Annotated in this window: 23 protein-coding genes; 14 read left to right on the top strand and 9 right to left on the bottom strand. The window is 65.8% G+C overall.

Annotated elements, in window-relative coordinates:
- Positions 1 to 10: 10 nt before the first annotated feature.
- The 6 genes from AC3EO7_RS11185 to AC3EO7_RS11160 form a co-directional block, all read right to left on the bottom strand.
- Entirely contained in the window at positions 11 to 616 is a 606-nt protein-coding gene (locus AC3EO7_RS11185) for a type II toxin-antitoxin system HipA family toxin (RefSeq protein ID WP_488186267.1), read from the bottom strand.
- A 136-nt stretch (positions 617 to 752) separates the two neighbouring features.
- A complete protein-coding gene (locus AC3EO7_RS11180; RefSeq protein ID WP_435591134.1) occupies positions 753 to 1,112 on the bottom strand; it encodes a HipA N-terminal domain-containing protein in 360 nt (119 codons plus the stop codon).
- Positions 1,109 to 1,309, bottom strand: coding sequence for a helix-turn-helix transcriptional regulator (locus tag AC3EO7_RS11175; RefSeq protein WP_431968299.1), 201 nt, complete (start codon positions 1,307 to 1,309; stop codon positions 1,109 to 1,111). The genes AC3EO7_RS11180 and AC3EO7_RS11175 overlap by 4 nt, the downstream gene beginning before the upstream one ends.
- Before the next feature lie 283 nt (positions 1,310 to 1,592).
- Positions 1,593 to 2,621 carry a phosphogluconate dehydrogenase (NAD(+)-dependent, decarboxylating) gene (gnd, locus tag AC3EO7_RS11170; RefSeq protein WP_435591133.1) on the bottom strand — a complete coding sequence of 343 codons (1,029 nt, stop codon included), beginning with the start codon at positions 2,619 to 2,621 and terminating at the stop codon, positions 1,593 to 1,595.
- Between the two features lie 361 nt (positions 2,622 to 2,982).
- The gene (locus AC3EO7_RS11165) at positions 2,983 to 3,717 is read right to left on the bottom strand and encodes a hypothetical protein (protein ID WP_435591132.1); all 735 of its coding nucleotides are present in this window, start codon (positions 3,715 to 3,717) and stop codon (positions 2,983 to 2,985) included.
- Positions 3,714 to 3,884 (bottom strand): hypothetical protein, encoded by a 171-nt coding sequence (locus AC3EO7_RS11160; protein ID WP_435591131.1) that lies wholly within the window; start codon positions 3,882 to 3,884, stop codon positions 3,714 to 3,716. Before AC3EO7_RS11160 ends, AC3EO7_RS11165 begins: the two co-directional genes overlap by 4 nt.
- 103 nt (positions 3,885 to 3,987) lie before the next feature.
- On the opposite strand from AC3EO7_RS11160, the gene AC3EO7_RS11155 reads away from it, so the two are divergent.
- Both AC3EO7_RS11155 and AC3EO7_RS11150 read left to right on the top strand, forming a co-directional pair.
- Positions 3,988 to 5,538, top strand: a complete 1,551-nt coding sequence (locus AC3EO7_RS11155; protein ID WP_431968291.1) for a VanW family protein — start codon at positions 3,988 to 3,990, stop codon at positions 5,536 to 5,538.
- Between the two features lie 1,158 nt (positions 5,539 to 6,696).
- Positions 6,697 to 6,939 carry a hypothetical protein gene (locus AC3EO7_RS11150; RefSeq protein ID WP_431968289.1) on the top strand — a complete coding sequence of 81 codons (243 nt, stop codon included), beginning with the start codon at positions 6,697 to 6,699 and terminating at the stop codon, positions 6,937 to 6,939.
- 107 nt (positions 6,940 to 7,046) lie between these two features.
- Here AC3EO7_RS11150 and AC3EO7_RS11145 read toward each other — a convergent pair whose 3' ends face one another.
- Positions 7,047 to 7,301, bottom strand: a complete 255-nt coding sequence (locus AC3EO7_RS11145) for a helix-turn-helix domain-containing protein (RefSeq protein ID WP_431954146.1) — start codon at positions 7,299 to 7,301, stop codon at positions 7,047 to 7,049.
- A gap of 141 nt (positions 7,302 to 7,442) precedes the next feature.
- On the opposite strand from AC3EO7_RS11145, the gene AC3EO7_RS11140 reads away from it, so the two are divergent.
- From AC3EO7_RS11140 to AC3EO7_RS11125, 4 genes are all read left to right on the top strand, one after another.
- The gene (locus tag AC3EO7_RS11140; protein ID WP_431968287.1) at positions 7,443 to 7,664 is read left to right on the top strand and encodes a helix-turn-helix domain-containing protein; all 222 of its coding nucleotides are present in this window, start codon (positions 7,443 to 7,445) and stop codon (positions 7,662 to 7,664) included.
- 283 nt (positions 7,665 to 7,947) lie between these two features.
- Positions 7,948 to 8,739, top strand: coding sequence for a hypothetical protein (locus tag AC3EO7_RS11135; protein ID WP_435591130.1), 792 nt, complete (start codon positions 7,948 to 7,950; stop codon positions 8,737 to 8,739).
- A complete protein-coding gene (locus AC3EO7_RS11130; protein WP_435591129.1) occupies positions 8,736 to 9,440 on the top strand; it encodes a hypothetical protein in 705 nt (234 codons plus the stop codon). The genes AC3EO7_RS11135 and AC3EO7_RS11130 overlap by 4 nt, the downstream gene beginning before the upstream one ends.
- 855 nt (positions 9,441 to 10,295) lie before the next feature.
- Positions 10,296 to 10,493, top strand: a complete 198-nt coding sequence (locus AC3EO7_RS11125) for a hypothetical protein (protein WP_431968281.1) — start codon at positions 10,296 to 10,298, stop codon at positions 10,491 to 10,493.
- A 320-nt stretch (positions 10,494 to 10,813) separates the two neighbouring features.
- On the opposite strand, the gene AC3EO7_RS11120 is transcribed toward AC3EO7_RS11125, so the two are convergent.
- Positions 10,814 to 11,287, bottom strand: a complete 474-nt coding sequence (locus AC3EO7_RS11120; protein ID WP_435591127.1) for a hypothetical protein — start codon at positions 11,285 to 11,287, stop codon at positions 10,814 to 10,816.
- A 1,127-nt stretch (positions 11,288 to 12,414) separates the two neighbouring features.
- Here AC3EO7_RS11120 and AC3EO7_RS11115 point away from each other — a divergent pair.
- The 8 genes from AC3EO7_RS11115 to AC3EO7_RS11080 all read left to right on the top strand — a co-directional run bounded on the left by AC3EO7_RS11115 (position 12,415) and on the right by AC3EO7_RS11080 (position 16,312).
- Positions 12,415 to 13,059: a hypothetical protein gene (locus AC3EO7_RS11115; RefSeq protein ID WP_431968277.1), complete on the top strand. Its 645-nt coding sequence runs from the start codon at positions 12,415 to 12,417 to the stop codon at positions 13,057 to 13,059.
- Positions 13,060 to 13,351: 292 nt separating this feature from the next.
- On the top strand, positions 13,352 to 13,576 hold the full coding sequence (locus AC3EO7_RS11110; protein ID WP_431968275.1) for a hypothetical protein: 225 nt from the start codon (positions 13,352 to 13,354) through the stop codon (positions 13,574 to 13,576).
- Positions 13,576 to 14,025: a hypothetical protein gene (locus AC3EO7_RS11105; protein WP_067835979.1), complete on the top strand. Its 450-nt coding sequence runs from the start codon at positions 13,576 to 13,578 to the stop codon at positions 14,023 to 14,025. The genes AC3EO7_RS11110 and AC3EO7_RS11105 overlap by 1 nt, the downstream gene beginning before the upstream one ends.
- A 101-nt stretch (positions 14,026 to 14,126) precedes the next feature.
- Positions 14,127 to 14,789 carry a phage tail tube protein gene (locus AC3EO7_RS11100; RefSeq protein ID WP_431968271.1) on the top strand — a complete coding sequence of 221 codons (663 nt, stop codon included), beginning with the start codon at positions 14,127 to 14,129 and terminating at the stop codon, positions 14,787 to 14,789.
- 138 nt (positions 14,790 to 14,927) lie between these two features.
- Positions 14,928 to 15,089, top strand: a complete 162-nt coding sequence (locus AC3EO7_RS11095) for a hypothetical protein (protein WP_431968269.1) — start codon at positions 14,928 to 14,930, stop codon at positions 15,087 to 15,089.
- A gap of 25 nt (positions 15,090 to 15,114) precedes the next feature.
- Positions 15,115 to 15,447 carry a hypothetical protein gene (locus AC3EO7_RS11090; RefSeq protein WP_431968267.1) on the top strand — a complete coding sequence of 111 codons (333 nt, stop codon included), beginning with the start codon at positions 15,115 to 15,117 and terminating at the stop codon, positions 15,445 to 15,447.
- A 38-nt stretch (positions 15,448 to 15,485) separates the two neighbouring features.
- Entirely contained in the window at positions 15,486 to 15,923 is a 438-nt protein-coding gene (locus AC3EO7_RS11085; RefSeq protein WP_435591126.1) for a hypothetical protein, read from the top strand.
- Positions 15,923 to 16,312 carry a hypothetical protein gene (locus AC3EO7_RS11080; protein ID WP_435591125.1) on the top strand — a complete coding sequence of 130 codons (390 nt, stop codon included), beginning with the start codon at positions 15,923 to 15,925 and terminating at the stop codon, positions 16,310 to 16,312. Before AC3EO7_RS11085 ends, AC3EO7_RS11080 begins: the two co-directional genes overlap by 1 nt.
- A 68-nt stretch (positions 16,313 to 16,380) precedes the next feature.
- On the opposite strand, the gene AC3EO7_RS11075 is transcribed toward AC3EO7_RS11080, so the two are convergent.
- Positions 16,381 to 17,154, bottom strand: coding sequence for a hypothetical protein (locus AC3EO7_RS11075; protein ID WP_435591124.1), 774 nt, complete (start codon positions 17,152 to 17,154; stop codon positions 16,381 to 16,383).
- Positions 17,155 to 17,221: the final 67 nt, after the last annotated feature.

The following is a 17,221-nucleotide window of genomic DNA, read 5'->3' as shown; positions in this document are numbered from 1 at the left end:
ATCCTCGGCCTCAGTACTTTTCGATCTCCATGCGACGTGAACGCAACTCTCGCTCGGTCCGCCGCAGCGGTGATCCCGAGAAAGGAAGTCTCGGGTAGTCGCCGCCCGCCGCCGCCCGTAATGCGATCTCGCCCGCCGAAGCGGCAGCGCGGTCAGGCAGCCCGATCTCGGCGGCGAACGCGGCCCAGTCTCGGTCGCGCAGCTTCCGCGTCCGCCCGGCGATCGGCAACGCCATGGAGTCGTCGTCGTACAGCAGCGTGCACGGGATGTCATAGATCGGCGCGATCGCCCACCGCCCCCGCTTATCCTTCAGCACGCCAACGTTCTTGGCGTGTAGATCGCCGTTTCCTGTCAGCCATGCGAAAAGGAACTGCATATACAGGTTCCTGATCGTGACGAGTGGCGCACTCGTCAGCCCAGCGAGGGCGGCGACCACCGTCGCGGTATCCGCTTGATACTTCGCCGCCGGTGGCAGGCCCAGCACCTGCGTCCCGTCCTCGAAAGCCAGCCTCTCCCAGGATTCGTTGTCGAAGAATCGATCGAAGCGTCGCATGAGCAGCCCTGGCTCGCCGGTTCGATCGGCGACGAGACTCGCTTCGGCCACGGGAAGTTTCATCGCCCGAGCGGCGTGCAGGTGCGCAGCCTCGTTCTCGATCAGGTGCGGATACTCCGGCTGCGGCAGTTCGAGGATCGACCAGTCGGGCGAAATCGACGTGCTCGGGTTCGTCGTCCTCGAGCAGCGCGGGAGTGCCTCACGCAATCTGGCCCTCGGGAATGATCTGCACGTCGCCAGGTACATCTCCGCCGACGGCGAGCAGCAAGGTCAGTTCGTCGTTCGGGCTGGTCTTCACGGCGCGGCGCAGCACGGTCAGCCGATGGCCTTCGGGAAGGAGTCCTGCGAAGAACGGCGGTACCGCGCCGTTCACGGTGAAGACCGGATCCGACCGGACCGGGAGCGTCGTCGCAATCGGCTCACCGTCCGCCGCGAGATAGTCGCTCCGGTATCGAAATTCGATGCCGCCGTTGGGGGTACGGACAAGGGTGGCCGCCGGTCGGCCCGCTTTGTAGATGTCGGCCCGGGGGACTCGGCGAAAATCGGCTGGACTCGTCATGCGGTGACCCCGAGGGTGAGGCCGACCGCGTTCGCGACGGCGGCGACGGTCGCAATGCCCGTCCCGCCACTGCCGTGCTCGATTTCGCGGATTGTTCGGGTCGAGGTGCCCGCCAGCTCGGCAAGTTGCTCCTGTGTCAAGCGATGCCGACGCCTTGCGGTCCGGATCGCATGTCCGATGATCGTGGCTTCCGACATCGCGTCCTTTCGATCGGCAGTATTCTGCCGAAAGGATCTGGCTCGGCCGCTGGTAACGCGGCTGATCGCAGTATTCGGCAGGATGCTGCCGAATGCTGCCCTTCGAGGACTCGACTCCACGACGCAAAACGTCTTCGCAGACCATTTCGGCTCCTCGCAGGTGCTGCACTATCTGCGAAGAGTCGAAATCGTTTGCGAAGACGGGGGTTTCGGGTGGATGGATAGCAAGTTCGAATCACAAGCGGAATCAGTTCCTGCGCAGCGTAAAACGGGTGATGGGAGCTTACTTCGGCGGCAATTCGTAATGCCCGCCGAACGCCTGGCGCATGGCGGAGAGCAGTTTGTCCGCGTACAGCGACTCGCCGCGCGAGGAGAATCGCGCGAACAAGGCGGCCGAGAGCACCGGTGCGGGCACTCCGGTGTCGATCGCGGCGTCCAGGGTCCAGCGGCCCTCGCCGGAGTCCGAGACGCGCCCGCCGAACGAGTCGAGGTTCGGGTCCGCGAACAGCGCGCCGGCGGTGAGATCCAGCAACCACGAGGCGACCACCGAACCCCGTCGCCACACTTCTGTGACTTCCGGCACATCGATGTCGTACTGGTAGTACTCGGGGTGCTCCAGCGGCGTCTCCTCCGCCGAGAACTCACCCTTGTGCGCCGCGCCGTAATCGGCCTTGTGCAGGATGTTCAGGCCCTCCGCGTAGGCGGCCATGGCGCCGTACTCGATGCCGTTGTGCACCATCTTCACGAAGTGACCCGCGCCTGCGGGGCCGCAGTGCAGGTAACCCTGCTCGGCGGTGGAGGGGTCGCCCGTCCGGCCGGGGGTGCGCGGTGCGGCGTCGACGCCGGGCGCGATCGACTTCAGCAGCGGATCCAGATACTTCACCTGCTCGGCCTCGCCGCCGATCATCAGGCAGTAACCGCGGGTCAGGCCGAAGACGCCGCCCGAGGTGCCGATGTCCAGGTAGTGGAGGCCTTTCGGGGTCAGCTTCTCGGCCCGTCTGATGTCCTCGTGGTACCGGCTGTTGCCGCCATCGATGATGATGTCGCCGGGTTCGAGCAGCTCGGCGACCTGGTCGATCACCGCGCCGGTCGCGCCGGCCGGGATCATCACCCACACCACCCGCGGCGTCTCCAGCATGCCCACGAATTCCGGCAGATCGTGCGTTCCTCGGAAATTTTCGCCCAGATCGGCGCGTAGTTCGTCGATGTTGTGGGGCTTGCGTTCGTAGCCGACTGCGGTGTGCCCGTCCCGGACGATGCGGCGGACGATGTTGGCGCCCATCCGCCCGAGGCCGATCATTCCCAGCTGCATTCCGTCCATCTCCTCGTGTGTGCGAGCTGTCTGGCGGGTCGTCCTCGATTGTCCCCGGGAAGTGTGTAACGCGGGGTGCGCTGCTCCGATAAACAGATCGGCTCCGCGCAGTTGCCAGACCCCCGACCCGGCAACTGCGCGGGGCTCTTCCGCGTTCAAGACGGTTCATTGCACAAGGTTTGCTGCGCGTCCGAGCTGAACGGACGTCCCCGGCGCGGGCAACTATCGTGGGATGGTGACCCGCACCGTGCGCGGCACGGAAACACATCTTCATCTGGGAGGACGGTTCGTGACCACCGAGTCGAGCACCGGACACCACGGCCGCGACCGACATCGAGACGGCGAGGTCGGACTCCGTCATCTACTCGAATCGAACCGCGAATCGCCAGATGAGGCGAAGACCACATTTCTTCCGGTGACGCAGCCCGGACAGGCGCCTCAGTGGCGGTCCGACTCCACCCCCACCGAGCCGCTGCGAGTCACCGGACACGCGCCCGATGGTGCTGGTGCCCAGCCTGGGCCCGGTAGCGGCGCGCACGCGTCCGGTGGGGCCCTGCACGCTCCGGGTGGTGCTGCATTCGCGCTTGGCCATGCGCCCAGTGGTGCTGCGCATGCGTCTGGTGGTGGCCACGCTCCGGGTGGTGCTGCATTCGCGCCTGGCCACGCGCCCGGTAGCGCCGCACACGCGCACGCTCCCGGTGGCGCCGCACACGCGCCGGGTCACGCGCCTGGTGGTGCCGCGCATGTACCCGGTGGTGGCGGCCATGCGCCTGGTGGTGCCGCGCATGTACCCGGTGGTGGCGGCCATGCGCCTGGTGGTGCCGCGCATGTACCCGGTGGTGGCGGCCATGCGCCTGGTGGTGCCGCGCACGTACCCGGTGGTGGCGGCCACGCGCCCGGTAGTGCCGCGCAAGCGCCTGGTGGCGGCGCGCACGCTCCCGGTGGCGGCGCATACGCGCTTGGTGGTGCCGCACAAGTGCCTGGTGGTGGTGGTGGCCACGCTCCCGGTGGCGCCGTACACGCGCCTGGCAACCTCGCGCCCGGTACCGGCGCACCCGACCACGGTCGTCCCTCCGACGCCGGATGGGCGACTCATGCGGCCGACTCCCACCAGGAGACCGAGGCATTCCAGGCAACCGACAGTGCCCACCCGTCCAGCGCCGAGCAGTCGGGTACGGGACGGCAGCGCTGGGAGAACGCGCGCAGATCCAGACCGAGACCGGGACCCGCCGGTTCCGGGTCGTGGTGGCGGACCCCCGCCATCCGTCGCGCCGGAATCGCCGCGGGAGCCCTGATCGCAGTCGGCGGCCTCGGCTACGCCGTGGACGCCGTGCTCTCTTCCGGCGACGTACCGCGCGGAGTGGTCGTGGCCGGGATCGACATCGGGGGGATGGACGTCGACGAAGCCGATGCCAAGCTCCGCACCACCCTGGACGGCCGCGCCGGGCAGCAACTGCCGCTCCAGATCGGTGACGTACGAGCCGAACTCACCCCCTCCGCCGCAGGCCTCGCCGTCGACTGGGAGGGCACCTGGGACCGCATCGGCGGCCAGCCACTCAACCCCTTCGCCCGCCTGGTCTCTTTCTTCGGCACCCGCGAGGTCTCGGTCGCCAGCACCGTAGACGACGCCGCGCTGGACCGTCAGCTGACCGCGCTGCGGGTGCACGATCGCCCGACCGTCGAGGGCACCATTCAGTTCCAGAACGGCAAACCGGTCGCCGTCCCGCCCGTACTCGGCCGTGTGCTGGACACGCCCGCCGCGCGAAACGAGTTGATCGACAACTGGATCGAGGGCGGCACCCTCGAATTGCCCGTCGTCCCAGCGCCGCTCACCGTTCGGCCGGAGGCGGTCGAGCGAGCGCTGCACGAGATCGCCGAACCCGCTGTGCGCGGCGACGTGGTGTTCACGGGCAGAGACGGCGACGCGAGACTCACTCCCGAACAGATCACGACCGTACTGAGTTTCGCTCCGGACGGGCAGGGCGGTCTCGCCGCGAACTACGACCTGAACGCCGCGACCGCCATCCTCGCCCCGCAGCTGGCGAAATCCGAGGTGGAGCCCAAGGACGCGACTTTCGCGGTGGGTGGCGGAGCGCCGCGGGTCGTGCCCGCGGTGGTCGGCGAGAAGATCGACTGGCCGAAGACCCTCGAACAGTTGTCCACGCTGCTCGCGGCCTCTCAGCAGCGCAGCGCGGCCGCCGTCTACGAGAAGGTCGAACCCAAGCTCACCACCGAGGCCGCCCAGGGGCTCGGCATCGTCGAACAGATGGGCTCGTTCACCACCAGCGGCTTCAGCGGACCGTCCGGCGTCAACATCCGCACCGTGGCTCTGAAGGTGAACGGCGCCGTCGTCCGGCCGGGAGAAACGTTCTCGCTCAACGATTTCACCGGTCCGCGCGGCACCGCGGAAGGCTACGTCGAATCCGGGATCATCGACCACGGCCGCCCGAGCACCGCAGTCGGCGGCGGCATCAGCCAGTTCGCGACCACCCTCTACAACGCCGCCTACTTCGCCGGCCTCGAAGACGCGGGCCACACCGAACACAGCTACTACATCTCCCGCTACCCGGCCGCCCGCGAGGCCACCGTTTTCGACGGCGCCATCGACCTCAAATTCCGCAACAACACCCAAAGCGGCGTCTACATTGAGACTTTCGCCACCGCCTCGGAGATCACCGTCCGCCTCTGGGGCACCAAGACGGTCGACGTCGAGTCCATCACCGGCGACAAGACCAAGCCCACCGAACCCAACACCGTCACCCTCCCCAAGGGGAAGGACTGCATCGCGTCCGAAGGCGCACCGGGCTTCACCATCTCCGATACCCGCGTGATCAAGGATCGCAAGACCGGGCGCGAAGTGTCACGGGCGACCAGGACGGTGAAGTACGACCCGATCCCGGTCGTGAAGTGCGAGTGAGCTGTCGATACCGGGCGGCGGATGCCGCTGAGGAGCAGGCGCGCTGACGTCTATCGTGCCGGGGGAAGAATTCACCCAAGAATTCACCGAAAGCTCCGTCGGCACACCGATCTTCAGGATTTCGCGTAGTGCAGCGACGACCTGATCGGCAACCACCTCGTAGTCCTCGAAGCCCGACAGGTAGTCCACTCGGTGCGCCTCTTGGACCGTAATAGTCCCCTTCCGCAGTGCTACGGATCAACCAGAGTGATGTAGACGGCGACCTGCATCGCTGGCAGGTTCGAGCCCAGCCGCGAATTGCCTTTTCCCGCAGAACAACTGGTGAGAGTCGGTGAGCGTGGCTGTCCGCATGTCGCCTCATGGCCGGTGGGTGGGTGATCGAGTCCGCGCCTCCGGTGCGCCCGGTTGTCGGCGCGGCATGCTCATCAGTGAATCCTCGAAGACTATCGTACGCCCTTGATATTCGAAAATATGTGCGAGTATGGTCGCCTGCAAGGTTGGACAGGTGGTTCCGGCGGCGGATTCCGGTCTCTCGGGCTGGTGCGGTACGGATACCGGGCCCTTGCGTGCGGCCGCGGCGGGTGTGGGGTTCATCGGGGAGCCGCACCGGCGTGCACATCTTTGTGGTGATGCTGTTCGAGGAAGGCTGGGGTGTGTTGTCGGGTGGGGAATTTCGGTCACGATTCGTGTGATCCGACCGCGCAACAGACGCCGTTTGCGTCGCGGAGCGCGTGCGGTGGGTGTACGCGAAATACTATGACGCTCAGTATGTATCGGCGGACGCGGACACGAGCGACGAGAGCCGGAGTCGGGTCGCGACCAGGCGCGGGTGGATGGTTCGGAAACGACACAGTCGTGCTGGCGGCGCACTTGACATTCCGAGGTTCGAACGTCGGATGTCGTTGGTATGGACGGGTTTATCCATCGGTGCAAGTTGCGCGGCCCCGTTGGATGGGGCAATGCCGCGAACCTTCAGCTATCGGCTGGAAGAATCACATGGTCGTGCTGGACCTGCGAATCGTTGTGTAGCGGGGCAACTTTGGCGAGCCGCGTGCGCGGCGATGGGATATAACTACCGTGATTCTGGGACGACAGTGGAAATTTCGTTCCAGGCTCGCGCTCGAGGGTTGAGCACTGAGATGAAGGGGAACTGAGGTCGTGGACCAGATCGGCTCGGTAACGGAGTTGGCAGTGGGGCGGGGCGCGGGCGCTGCTGCGGCACTTGGCGCGGCGATCGGTGACGACGCTGCGCATCGGATTCTGCACGGCACCGCGACATTGTGCGATGTCGTGCTGGCTTCTTGGGTGATGGGTGTCGATACGGTTCAGGCCGTTGTCGAATACGCCGAAGTGGCCATCGAATCCGCCGTCAAGGGAGTCACCGGTTCGCGCTGCGCGTGAACCATCGCGCGCGGGTCGATCGACCCGCGAGACGCACCGTTCATTGTCGGGGTCGACTGCCCGGGACCGTAGGTTCGGTCCCGGGCAGTAATCGATGTGGGTGGTGATCAGTCCGTGCGCTCGATGTCTTTCAGCGCCATGGTGACGAACTCGCGCATGGGAATCTCCAGCGCCTCGCAAAGTGCGTGCAGTTGTTGCATGTCAGGGGATCGCTCACCGTTCTCGAAGCGCTGAATCGTGCTGACGGCGAGGCCGGTCAGTTCCGACAGTTGCTGACGGGTCAGATCGCGGCGTGCTCGCGCCGCTCGCAACTCGTTCCCCACCGCACGATTGATGCCCGAAGCCGTCTCTTTCGCACCCATATGGACCATTCTGAGGTCCGAATGGCTACCTCGCAAACGACATGCCGCTGGCATCGCCGGGTTGCGCCGCGAAAGCTCGCGGCCCGACCCGAAGGCCGATCGGGCTTGTGAAAGGTCCAAACGGACCTTATGGTAATCCGTATGGATCATTTGGATGTCATGGTTGCGGAGCGTGTGCAACACGTTCTTGCGAAGCGGGGGATCGGACTGAATGACCTGGTCAAGCACACCGGGATGCCCGCGACGGCACTGCGGCGGCGGTTAGCTGCACGTGGGTCCTTCACACTTTGCGAACTTGCCCGTATCGCCGCGTTCGTCGGCTGCCGGACCGCCGAGCTGATCCCGCAGGCGGGGGAGAAGTGACCACATGGCGGGATAAGGGCCTCGCGCCGAACGTGTCTCAAACCTTTTGTGACTGGAATCACTTCCGCTCGACCTCGAAATTCGACGCTGCGGGCGATCGATCAGCTATCGCGACGGTCGCGCTCGCGTACGTCGCCGGTGCGTCGCCGCGATTGGTCGGATGCGGCGAGCGGGCGTCGCCCGACCCCGGAGGCGCAGCGAGATCGCGGCGTGCGGTGCGCACCGCCGATCCGGATCACTACTCCGACACACTCACGAGCGATGAAAGGTCGCAGGTCTGAATATGGCAAGCCCCAGAAGTTTTCGTGCACTGTGGAACTCCGCCGCGCCGCCCGAGCCGATCGATGTCCTGATCATGCCCGGCACGTGGCATCCGCACGGCGACGGGATCAGCGCCGCGTTCGCCGCATCCCTCGACCCGGATCGCTTCAGTCCGCGAATCGTCCCCTATCCAGCCGACTACGGCCGCACGATGCCGTATGCGGACAGCCTGGTGGTGGGACGGAAGGCGCTGATCGCCGCGATCGAGGCTTCGAACCGGCGCGTGGTGCTGGCGGGCTACTCCCAGGGCGCCGCCATCGCGGGTGACATCGCGGCCTCGGTCGGGCGAGGCGAGTTGGCGCAGGTCATCGCATGCGCCCTCATCGCCGATCCGCTCCGCCCGGAGGGTAAGTGCCTCGGCGTCGATCCGGGCGGCTATGGGATCGCGGGCCAACGCGACGTACCGAACGTCCCGACCTATTGGGTAGCAGCGCCCGGTGATCCGATCACCGCGCTGCCCGCGGGCAATCCGCTTCGTTCGATCGCCGACCTCAGCGGGTATTTCAGCCTCTCCTCGCCGCAGGCGGCGCTGCGGTGGGGGCAGAGCTTGATCGATGTGGCTGGGCGGCGGCAGCTGCAACGCTGGTGGTCGCCGCAGTATTGGCGCAGCTGGTCCGGCGCGGTGGCCTTCGCACGCGGATATCTCGTCGACGGCAGGCACACCGACGACTACATCCGGCATGGCCACGCCGAGCGACTTGCCCAGCAGCTCAACGCCGAAGTCGCCGACGGCGCGCTCCGGGGGCGAGTGTGAACGACGAACCGAACCACCTGTACCTGAGCCGCGCCGAAGTACGCGAACTCGTCGAGTTGGTTCGCGAAATCCCCGATCTAGCAGAGGATCTCGCGATTGCGCGGACTCGTCAGGGCAAGCTCGGCAGCCGCGGCGACTACCGCATGCGACGCCGTCCCAGCGAGCAACCGCTGCCGTACAACCCGGCCGCCGCCCACGCGGCCGACCATCTGCACGCTGTCCTGGTCGGCTGGGTCCGGTTGGTCTGCGAGCAACGCGGTCTCGGCTACACGAGTTCGACCACGACCGCCGGATTGTCGCGATGGCTGGACAAGAACCTGATCGCGCTCGCGATGACCCCGGGGGTCGAGAGCGCGTCGCGGGAAATCGGCGAGGCGGTGCGGGCCGCGACAAGGGTCGTCTGCCCACCGGCGGTCGAGGTGAACCTCGACCCTTCGATGATCGACCAGGCACGTTCCCGCCGCCTCAACGCTTCGGGCATCGCCACTTTGGCGAAGGAGCTCGGAGACGAGTATCGAAATCTGACTGTCCGCCGCGTGCAAACGCTGCGCGACGCGGGAAAGATCGCCCCGGTGCCGGGGCCGTGGGCTCCCGATTGGCCCGAGATGTTCGTCGCGGGAGAGGTTCTCGACCAACACCTTGCCCATCCAAGAAGGTCGCGGCGCAAGGCGGCCAGTGCCGCGCGGAGTCGCGCTGCATAGCGTTTCCGAAGCGGTGCTTACTGGCGGCGAACCGCGCCTGCTGCTGGACCGAATCGCATTGCGCGGGAATTCTCGCGAGGTCAGTGGTGGGAACCTGACGATCGCTCCGTCATCGACGCCGTTGAAAACCATCGCCGTCCAACTGGTTACCAGTACCGGTTGGGCGGCTTCTTCTTTCTCTGCGGGTTCAGCCACTCGCGCGCGAAACCTCTCGCCCGCTTCATGGTCGCGCCAGCGGTTTCTGTCCGCGCCACCTCTGGGTGCCCTTCCTGTAATCGCGAACGGCGGCCGCCTCCCCGGTTCGCGACAGGGACATCGTCGCAACATATCCCGCTGCGGACACCATCCTGGGGAGCAATGTGCACCGATTCGGGCCTGCCGAACGGAAGTACGGAACGCACCGCGCAATGCTGAAATATGTGCTCTCACCAGGTATTTCGAAGGCATCAAAAATTCAGGTGTTGACATTCGCATCGCGTTAGGTGAAGATTGGTGCAGCGCCAGAGCTGCGCCTTCATCCCGGAATCTGCCGGGAAACCTCCACTCTCCCAGATCTACTCGTGGCACTGTGCGTCTGAAAACCGCGGACGTACAGTGCCACGGTTGTTTCCGGAGACTTCCCACCCCCCGAACATGCGGCACGCCCCCGAAACCCTCTCGATGTCGATTGACAAGCGGGGCAGAGCTTGCCGCATAAGCCCGAACGCCGCCCGTCCCCGTCACTCCGGTGCGCGGTCGTAGACGAGCGCGGACGTTCGGGCCTCCGCCCCACCCCCGGCGTGCTCCTCCAGGCCGGGGGTGGGGCACTCGTCCCGCCGGCCGTGACTCGGCCAGGTCATCAGCGAGGAGACAGCCATGGACGAAGCCATCCGCGCACTGCTGGAGCTCGACGCGCACAGCGCACTTCCGACGACGCCGACCATCGATCTGGCGCACCAGATCATGCGCGTCCACCGCGAATGCGCCCCCGACTACTGCCGCCGCAAGGACCAAGCGCTGCGCGCCCTGATAGCCGAAGGCCGCATCATCCCCGACTCCTCGCGCACCCGCTGACCCCACCAGCCCGCCCCGCCCGGCTCCCTTCTCCCGCAACACAATCGCGGTCGAAGACGGTCCGAGCCGCGGGGCGCCCGCCCCACCCCCGGTTTTGCTACGAGCCGGGGGTGGGGCACCTCATCCCTCGGGTCGGCGAGGTCGAGTCTCGCGAGCAGCGTGGTCGGCAAACCGGGATTGGGAATCATCGCCGCAGGTGCCGGCATCGACATGGACGAGTTCCGTGCTGATGTGCAGGCTTCATCGAAGGAGAGGACGCGCCATCCACGCCGCATCGGTCCGGAAACTCCGGCACCGAATACTGTTTGGTGGCGGGGGGATCAGGGCAGGACCTGCGGAATGACGTCCGGGGCGATCGCGCCGACGATCAAACCGACCAAGGCGCCCTGGAAACCGGAGCCGAGGGCGCACAGCGGCATGAAGGGAATCCCGATGATGGTGGCGGCGCAGACCACGGCTCCGAACACGGCCCCGGCAATTCCGCCCGCTGCCGCGCCATTGGCCAGCGGATCATGGTTGGCCGCATTGGGATTGGTCGCGATGTCCTGCGGCACCGCAGCCGCTACCGGCTGCAGGACCTCCGCAGTGGCGGGCTGTGCGACATCCGCGTCGGCGGGCTGCTCGACGGCCGCGGCGGCGGGCTGCACGATGACCGGGATCACCTGCTGAACCGTTCCCGGAGCCTGCGCAGCCTCGACTGTCTTCACGACGGGGACCGACTGTGGGGCGACGCCAGAGGCGTCGGCAGAAGCTGCTCCTGCGCCCGCGAAGGTCACCGCGATCGCGAGCGGCAACGCCGCGATGAGAGCTTTACGGCCGAATTTTCTGGTAGTCAGACGCATGATTTTTCCTATCCTCCCGACCCCGCGAACGCTGCAAACCGGTTGGCGTGCTGCATGTTTCGCGGAGCGAATTACAACGGTGAAGTTCTATCCGATCCTGGTTGCCGAATCAAGTCCTAGTGCGGTTGTGCCAACGCGCCGGAATTGTGTTCGACGACAGAGTGATTGGTGCTCGCTCATGTTCGCACCAGCAAGGAGCGGTTCTTCGGCTACGACATCTGGACCCGCCGAGCCGACGCCGCGCACCAAGGGGCGACCGATCTCTCAACGGCGCCATCGCCCTGGCCGTGCCACCGGCCGAAATGCCCAGGAACGGCATATAGCTGACGGCGGTCAATCGTCCGTCGGTCCGCTCATGCGGCACGCCCCCGAACACCGAGAACACGGTAGAACGCGGGTTCAGAGCACGCCGCATGCACGCCCCTATCGCTCCCGTCTCCCGCGGGTGGTTCGCGGTCACAGACGTTGTCGCAGCGTAGGGGCACGGTGGCCCCACTCCGGTCGACCCCTCGAATCCCGGAGTGGGACCACCGCACAGACAACCCAGCCGTGTCCCGTTCGTCCACATCACCATGGACGTGCTGTGCAACTGCGGTGCGGGCGAATCGTTCTGTCCTGGTCGCTCCCCCGGACGGGGGCGGAACGACGTCCAAACGACTCCCGGTGCTGCGCCGGGTCACCAATTCGCCGCGCGCACAAGTGAACAGCCCCGGGCGGGTGCCCGCCGAACTCGTCATGCACCCGCCCGAAGCCCTCTGCCCTACCGAGCTCGCCCCGCCCGCCAGCACTCCCGTCGATTGGTCCGTACGGTTGCAGGCCGGCCGAACGCCGGGGCGCACGCGGCGCCACCCGTACCGCCATGCGGACGCGGGTGGGGTCGCCTCCCCAGCCATACGTTGCCCGTTCTCACCGGCACCGTCTCCTCATCCAGGAAGGCACAATCTCGTGATCGCCGTTCTGACGTGCCGCGGCACCGGCGAGCCACTCGGGGCACCGACGAACAAGCGACCGGTTGGCCGAGGTCGTCAACGCACACGATGACGTGCACTTCAATAATTCACAGCTAATGGGTGGTCGTTATGTTCTATGAAGGAATGCGCATCAACTCCGAGGAGGAAAGTCGCCCGAATTCGGGTGACGGCCTGCTGTCCACTACTCCCGTGGGAACCATCGGATCATTTCTGCAATGGCCCACTGTCGCAAGCGGTTTAGGGAGTGCTATCGGTAAGTCGTTCGTCGGCGCGGCCGGGCTCGCCGAAGGCGGTGAGCCCGAAGGGCGGCGGCCGGATTACGACGATGGTTTCCTCTCGACGACGCGACCGGGTCGGATATTCGGATTCCTGCAGTGGCCGAGCTGGTACAACATCTTCAAGAGCACCCGCGACCAGGTCACGCAGGCAGGAATCTCCGCACTGGCCGGTGCGGTCGCCGGTCCTGCCGGTGCCGCGGCCACTGCGGCGGTGAGTACGTTGACCTCTTCGGTGCAGAATGTGCTGCAGCAGTTCACCGCACCGTCGCAGACACAGCCGGGCGCCGCGTTGCCGAGAGCGACTCCGTTGCCGCAGGTCCTACCGTTGAACAACGACGTGCTCGATCGCCGGTCGTTCGGTCCGAGTATCGACCGCACCACGACGATCAACGTGATCAAGTCCGCGGAGAACGCCGTAAAGGTGAGGGATCCACTGATCGACCGTTCGGCAACATATCTGTCCCATTTGCGCTGACGCGCTGTGGGTTTCATCCCGTTGCTCTGCCGAGAACTCGAGAGGGGGTGATGGGAATGCTCGTTGTCATCCAAGATGTCCTCGAATTGATCAGCGATCTCGTTCCGCTGCTGCTGCCGCTGTTCGGACTGTAACCGTAGTGCCAGAGCAGGATTCGCGGGGCGGGCAAGCCGGGTGCCGCGTGTCCCGGAAATCCGGGCGGTCATGCCGCCGAGTGTCAGGCGGTGCCTGGCTCCTATCTGTACGTATTCGTTTCCACGGATTACCCGTGAACCTGATGATGGAGAAGATCATGCCTACTCCCGATGAATCCCTCGGCCTCGCCGAACGCATCACGACCGATATACACGCCGTGGTTTCCCGGTTGGTCACCCTGCGGGCGGATATCGAGGTGCTGCTCAATCTCGCCCAGGGCGTGTCGATGACTGTCGATGCGGCCGTTCCGGCCTCGGCGCCGGACACCTCCGGCACGCTCGAAGCGGTAGTGTCCGTCGGTGCGCCTTCGGAAGCGGCGTGATGGCAACCTATCCCGTGCCGGGGGAGTTCCCCGATTTCGAGCAGTTCATGGTCGATCTGTTCACCCCGATCGCCACCACCGTGACCACCCTGCCGGCGACCTCGGCCGCGCTGCAGTCGTCGCTGCCGCTGATCTGGGTGCGCACAACCGGCGGAACCCTCGATATCAATGCGGTCACCTACAAGGCGAAGGTGAGTGCCGTCGCGTTCGGCACCAGCCGCGTCGCAGCACAGCAACTGTCGGTGCAAATCCGTGAAGCGATCCTGAGTGCGCCCGCCAGCCGTGTCAACGGTGTCCTCGTCGACTACGTCGAGGAAATCGCGGCCGAGGAGCAGAAGTTCCATCCGCCGATCCTGCGGCGCAGCCGCGGTCTGACCGAGGTCCCCGACCTCGATCCGCTCAATCAGATGGTCGAGATCGCCTTCTCGATCGAAGCCCGCCGCCAATAGGCGGACCGAAACCCTGTCGCGGATAGGGCTTTTCACCGGCACCACGCGGTGCCGTTTCCGTCAATCCCTGCCCGCATTCGCGGGCGTTCGAATGGAGACACATGCCTGCCACCAACCTCACGGCCCTCAAGAACGCTCAGCGTTCGCTGCTGCTCAAGCCGCTCGACGCCGCGGTGTTCCTCGCGCCCTGGTACACCGCCGCGCCGACGGCGTTCACCGACGCCAGCGGCGCGCTGCAGACGCTACCCGCGGCTTTCAAGCCGGTCGGCCTGATCGACAAGAAGACCGGTGTGGCCTTCGCCCGCGGTATCACCGCCGCGCCGATCGAGGCCTACGGTGAACTGCAGCCGGTGCGCAACGACATCACCAGCGACATCACCACCATCGAGTTCCAGCCGCAGCAGACCACCGCGCTGACCCTCGAGCTGACCACCAGCGCGAACCTGGCCCAGGTCAAGTCGAACGCCGCCTCCGGTGAGGTGTTCTTCCCGCAGCCCGCCTCGGAGCAGATCACCTACTACTCGGCGATCATCATCGGCAAGGACGGCAATGACGCCGACCCGATCTACGTGTTCAAGGTGCTGCCGAAGGTCGCCGTCAGCAAGTTCGGCGGCGAGCAGTGGACCCCCACCGAGGTGCTGGCGCAGAAGCTGACCATGGTCGCGTTCAAGGACGACACCGCCGGCTACGCCGTCGCGCACGGCTTCGGCGGCCTCGGCTGGAAGAAGATCGTCGCCCAGACCGGCATCGCCCCCGCGGCGTGACGCCGCTCGTCGCAGCGCGAATTCTCCCCTGATCACCCAGGTTCCGGCCTGGGCGTGGGGCGTGTCATGTGTCTCCGGTCATGGCACGCCCCACACCATTTCCTGTCCATATTTCCGGAGAAGAAAGCGGGTCCACCAGTGTCCGCCATCCCCACCGAATTCCCCGTCACGATGACCGACGGCGAGAACGACTACGTCGTCTCCAGCGCCACCGAGTACGTCAACGCCGTCTACAAGCTTGGCCACGCGGTCAAGGTCGAAGAGGCCGCTTCGCGTCGTAGCAATTCGAAGTCCAAGTAACACAACACATTCCCGGAGATCTGACATGACCACCACTCACGAAGCGGCCGACAAGGCCGAGGTCGGCGGACGATTCTACGAGCTCCAGCAGGAACTCGCCCCGCGCAGACGCGCGCCCTACCGCCTGACCGACGACATCGCTATCCCGCCCGTAACCCGGGGCCAGCTGCTGGCCCTGCGCCGGACCGACAACGACGACGAGCAGATGGCCATCGTGCTGGGCGACCAGTACGAAACCGTCGAAGCGCTCTTCGCCGAGCGGCCGCTGGATGAGTGGTTGGCCTTCCAACGCGATCTCTACGCCCACCTTTTCGGCCAGGGCGCCGCGGAGCTGCCGGGGGGATCGTCGGGCTCGTAGAGTTCTGGGAACGTTTCGGTGCCGCGCTCGACTACGACTTGCTCGAGCGCGGCATCGACGTCCGGGACTGCTTCGGGCCCGACACGATTCGCACGCGCGACTGGCGCACCATCTGGGCGTTCAAAGACCGGCTCCCGCACGGTTCACAGTATCGTTCGGCGCTGTCGATGGACCGCGAACTTGCCGAACAGATGGTCACCGCCGAAGAAGCGGCCAACCTCTACGAGGACGAATCGGCGAGGCCTGCTGGACCTACGCCCGAGGGCTACACGATCGATACCTACCTGCTGCTGTCGATCATCGATGCCCTGCAAGGCGTGCAAGCCGCGATTATCGCAGCTGCAGGCGGCGACCCGCCGGCCATCCGCCCCATGCCCCGCCCCGTCACCGCGGCGGATCAGGTACGCGACGAACATCGCGATCGCTCTATGCAAAACCTCATTGACCAATTCACCGCATACACCTGGGAGGACTGATGATCTTCTCGGCAATCTTGCCCGCTCAGGCGGCCGGTGCCGCGGACGCCACGGTCCTGGCCGGCGTCTATTCCCCCGGCTTTTACAGTGGCGACACCGTCACCGACGTCGAACTCGTTGCCCCACCGGGCTATTCGGCCATCACCGGAGCGGCAACCAACAATGTGACCGTCTCGGCTCGCCACATTCGCAATGGCACGGTCCTGCAGACTTTCGCTGCCGTTACCACAACAGAGGGCACCAACCTGGTCCCCGAATCTCCGATCTCCATCCCGATCACGGCGCAGCCGGTCCTGCTGATGGGTGACGTGATCGACGTGCGGATGCACCAGAACGGGGCCGGCCAGGCAGTCGGAACCGGACTCACCGTCTACGTATTCATCAGCTGAACAGAGGATTGGAAACGCCGAGGACTGGTCCGATTACCATGCCGCGCCAGCGTCGCGATGAGGGGGCATCATGCTTCGCATCGCTGATGGGTCATACCGATTGTCACCACGGTGACCGAGCCTTCCGGTGCGCCCTCGGGCCAGCCGGTGGCTGAAGCCCCGTGCTGCGGACCGGGCGTTCTCGTTGTGAGATCAATGGTTTCGACTGCACGGTCGAGCCACCATCCCGTGTTCCTGCACATGTCCCATCCGCGGCCGTCGCTACCGCTCGAATACAACTCGAGTGGCAATCCGCGGGAGTCGCGCAGATGCTGCAGCAGGCGGTCGGCGACCCCGCTATCGGGCGTGCCGTCGGTACTGCCGATGGACAGCACACGGTGGCACCACGGGCCTCGTCGCGATTCCGAGCACCAGGACGAATCCGCGAGCACCACAAGGCCATCGGGTAGTGGCAGCACCTGATCGGCGGCTGGCACCGGAACCGGCTTCCCGCCATAGGACGGAAAGTAGTCCGACCAGAACGACAGCATGAGCAAAACACCGAGTGGGCTTGCCACACAGTAGAGAACGACGAGAACGCCACCGAGCGCGGTCCGAAGTGAAGCCATACCACCCGCTGCCCGGTCGGTGATCAAACCCACCACCAGGATGCCCACGCTAGCCAAGGTCAGCAACACCTCGACGCTGTACTGCACCTCGCGCAGCGTCCAAGCGAGGAATGACACCACCAGCTGTGTCGCCGCGATCGCCGCTAGTGCGACACCCACCCCTAGGCGATACCGCGGCGACCGCGCCGCCAGCAGCCAGCACACCAACGGAATGACAAAGACCAGTCGTTCCACGCGGCCAGCATAGCCGCAGCCGCATTCGACCGCCCATCTGACTGAATCTCGTTGTTGCGCGGTGGAT

The organism is Nocardia sp. bgisy118 (assembly GCF_057708605.1).
Note: the sequence above shows the minus strand (reverse complement) of the source record. Positions and strands in the feature narration are given on the sequence as shown.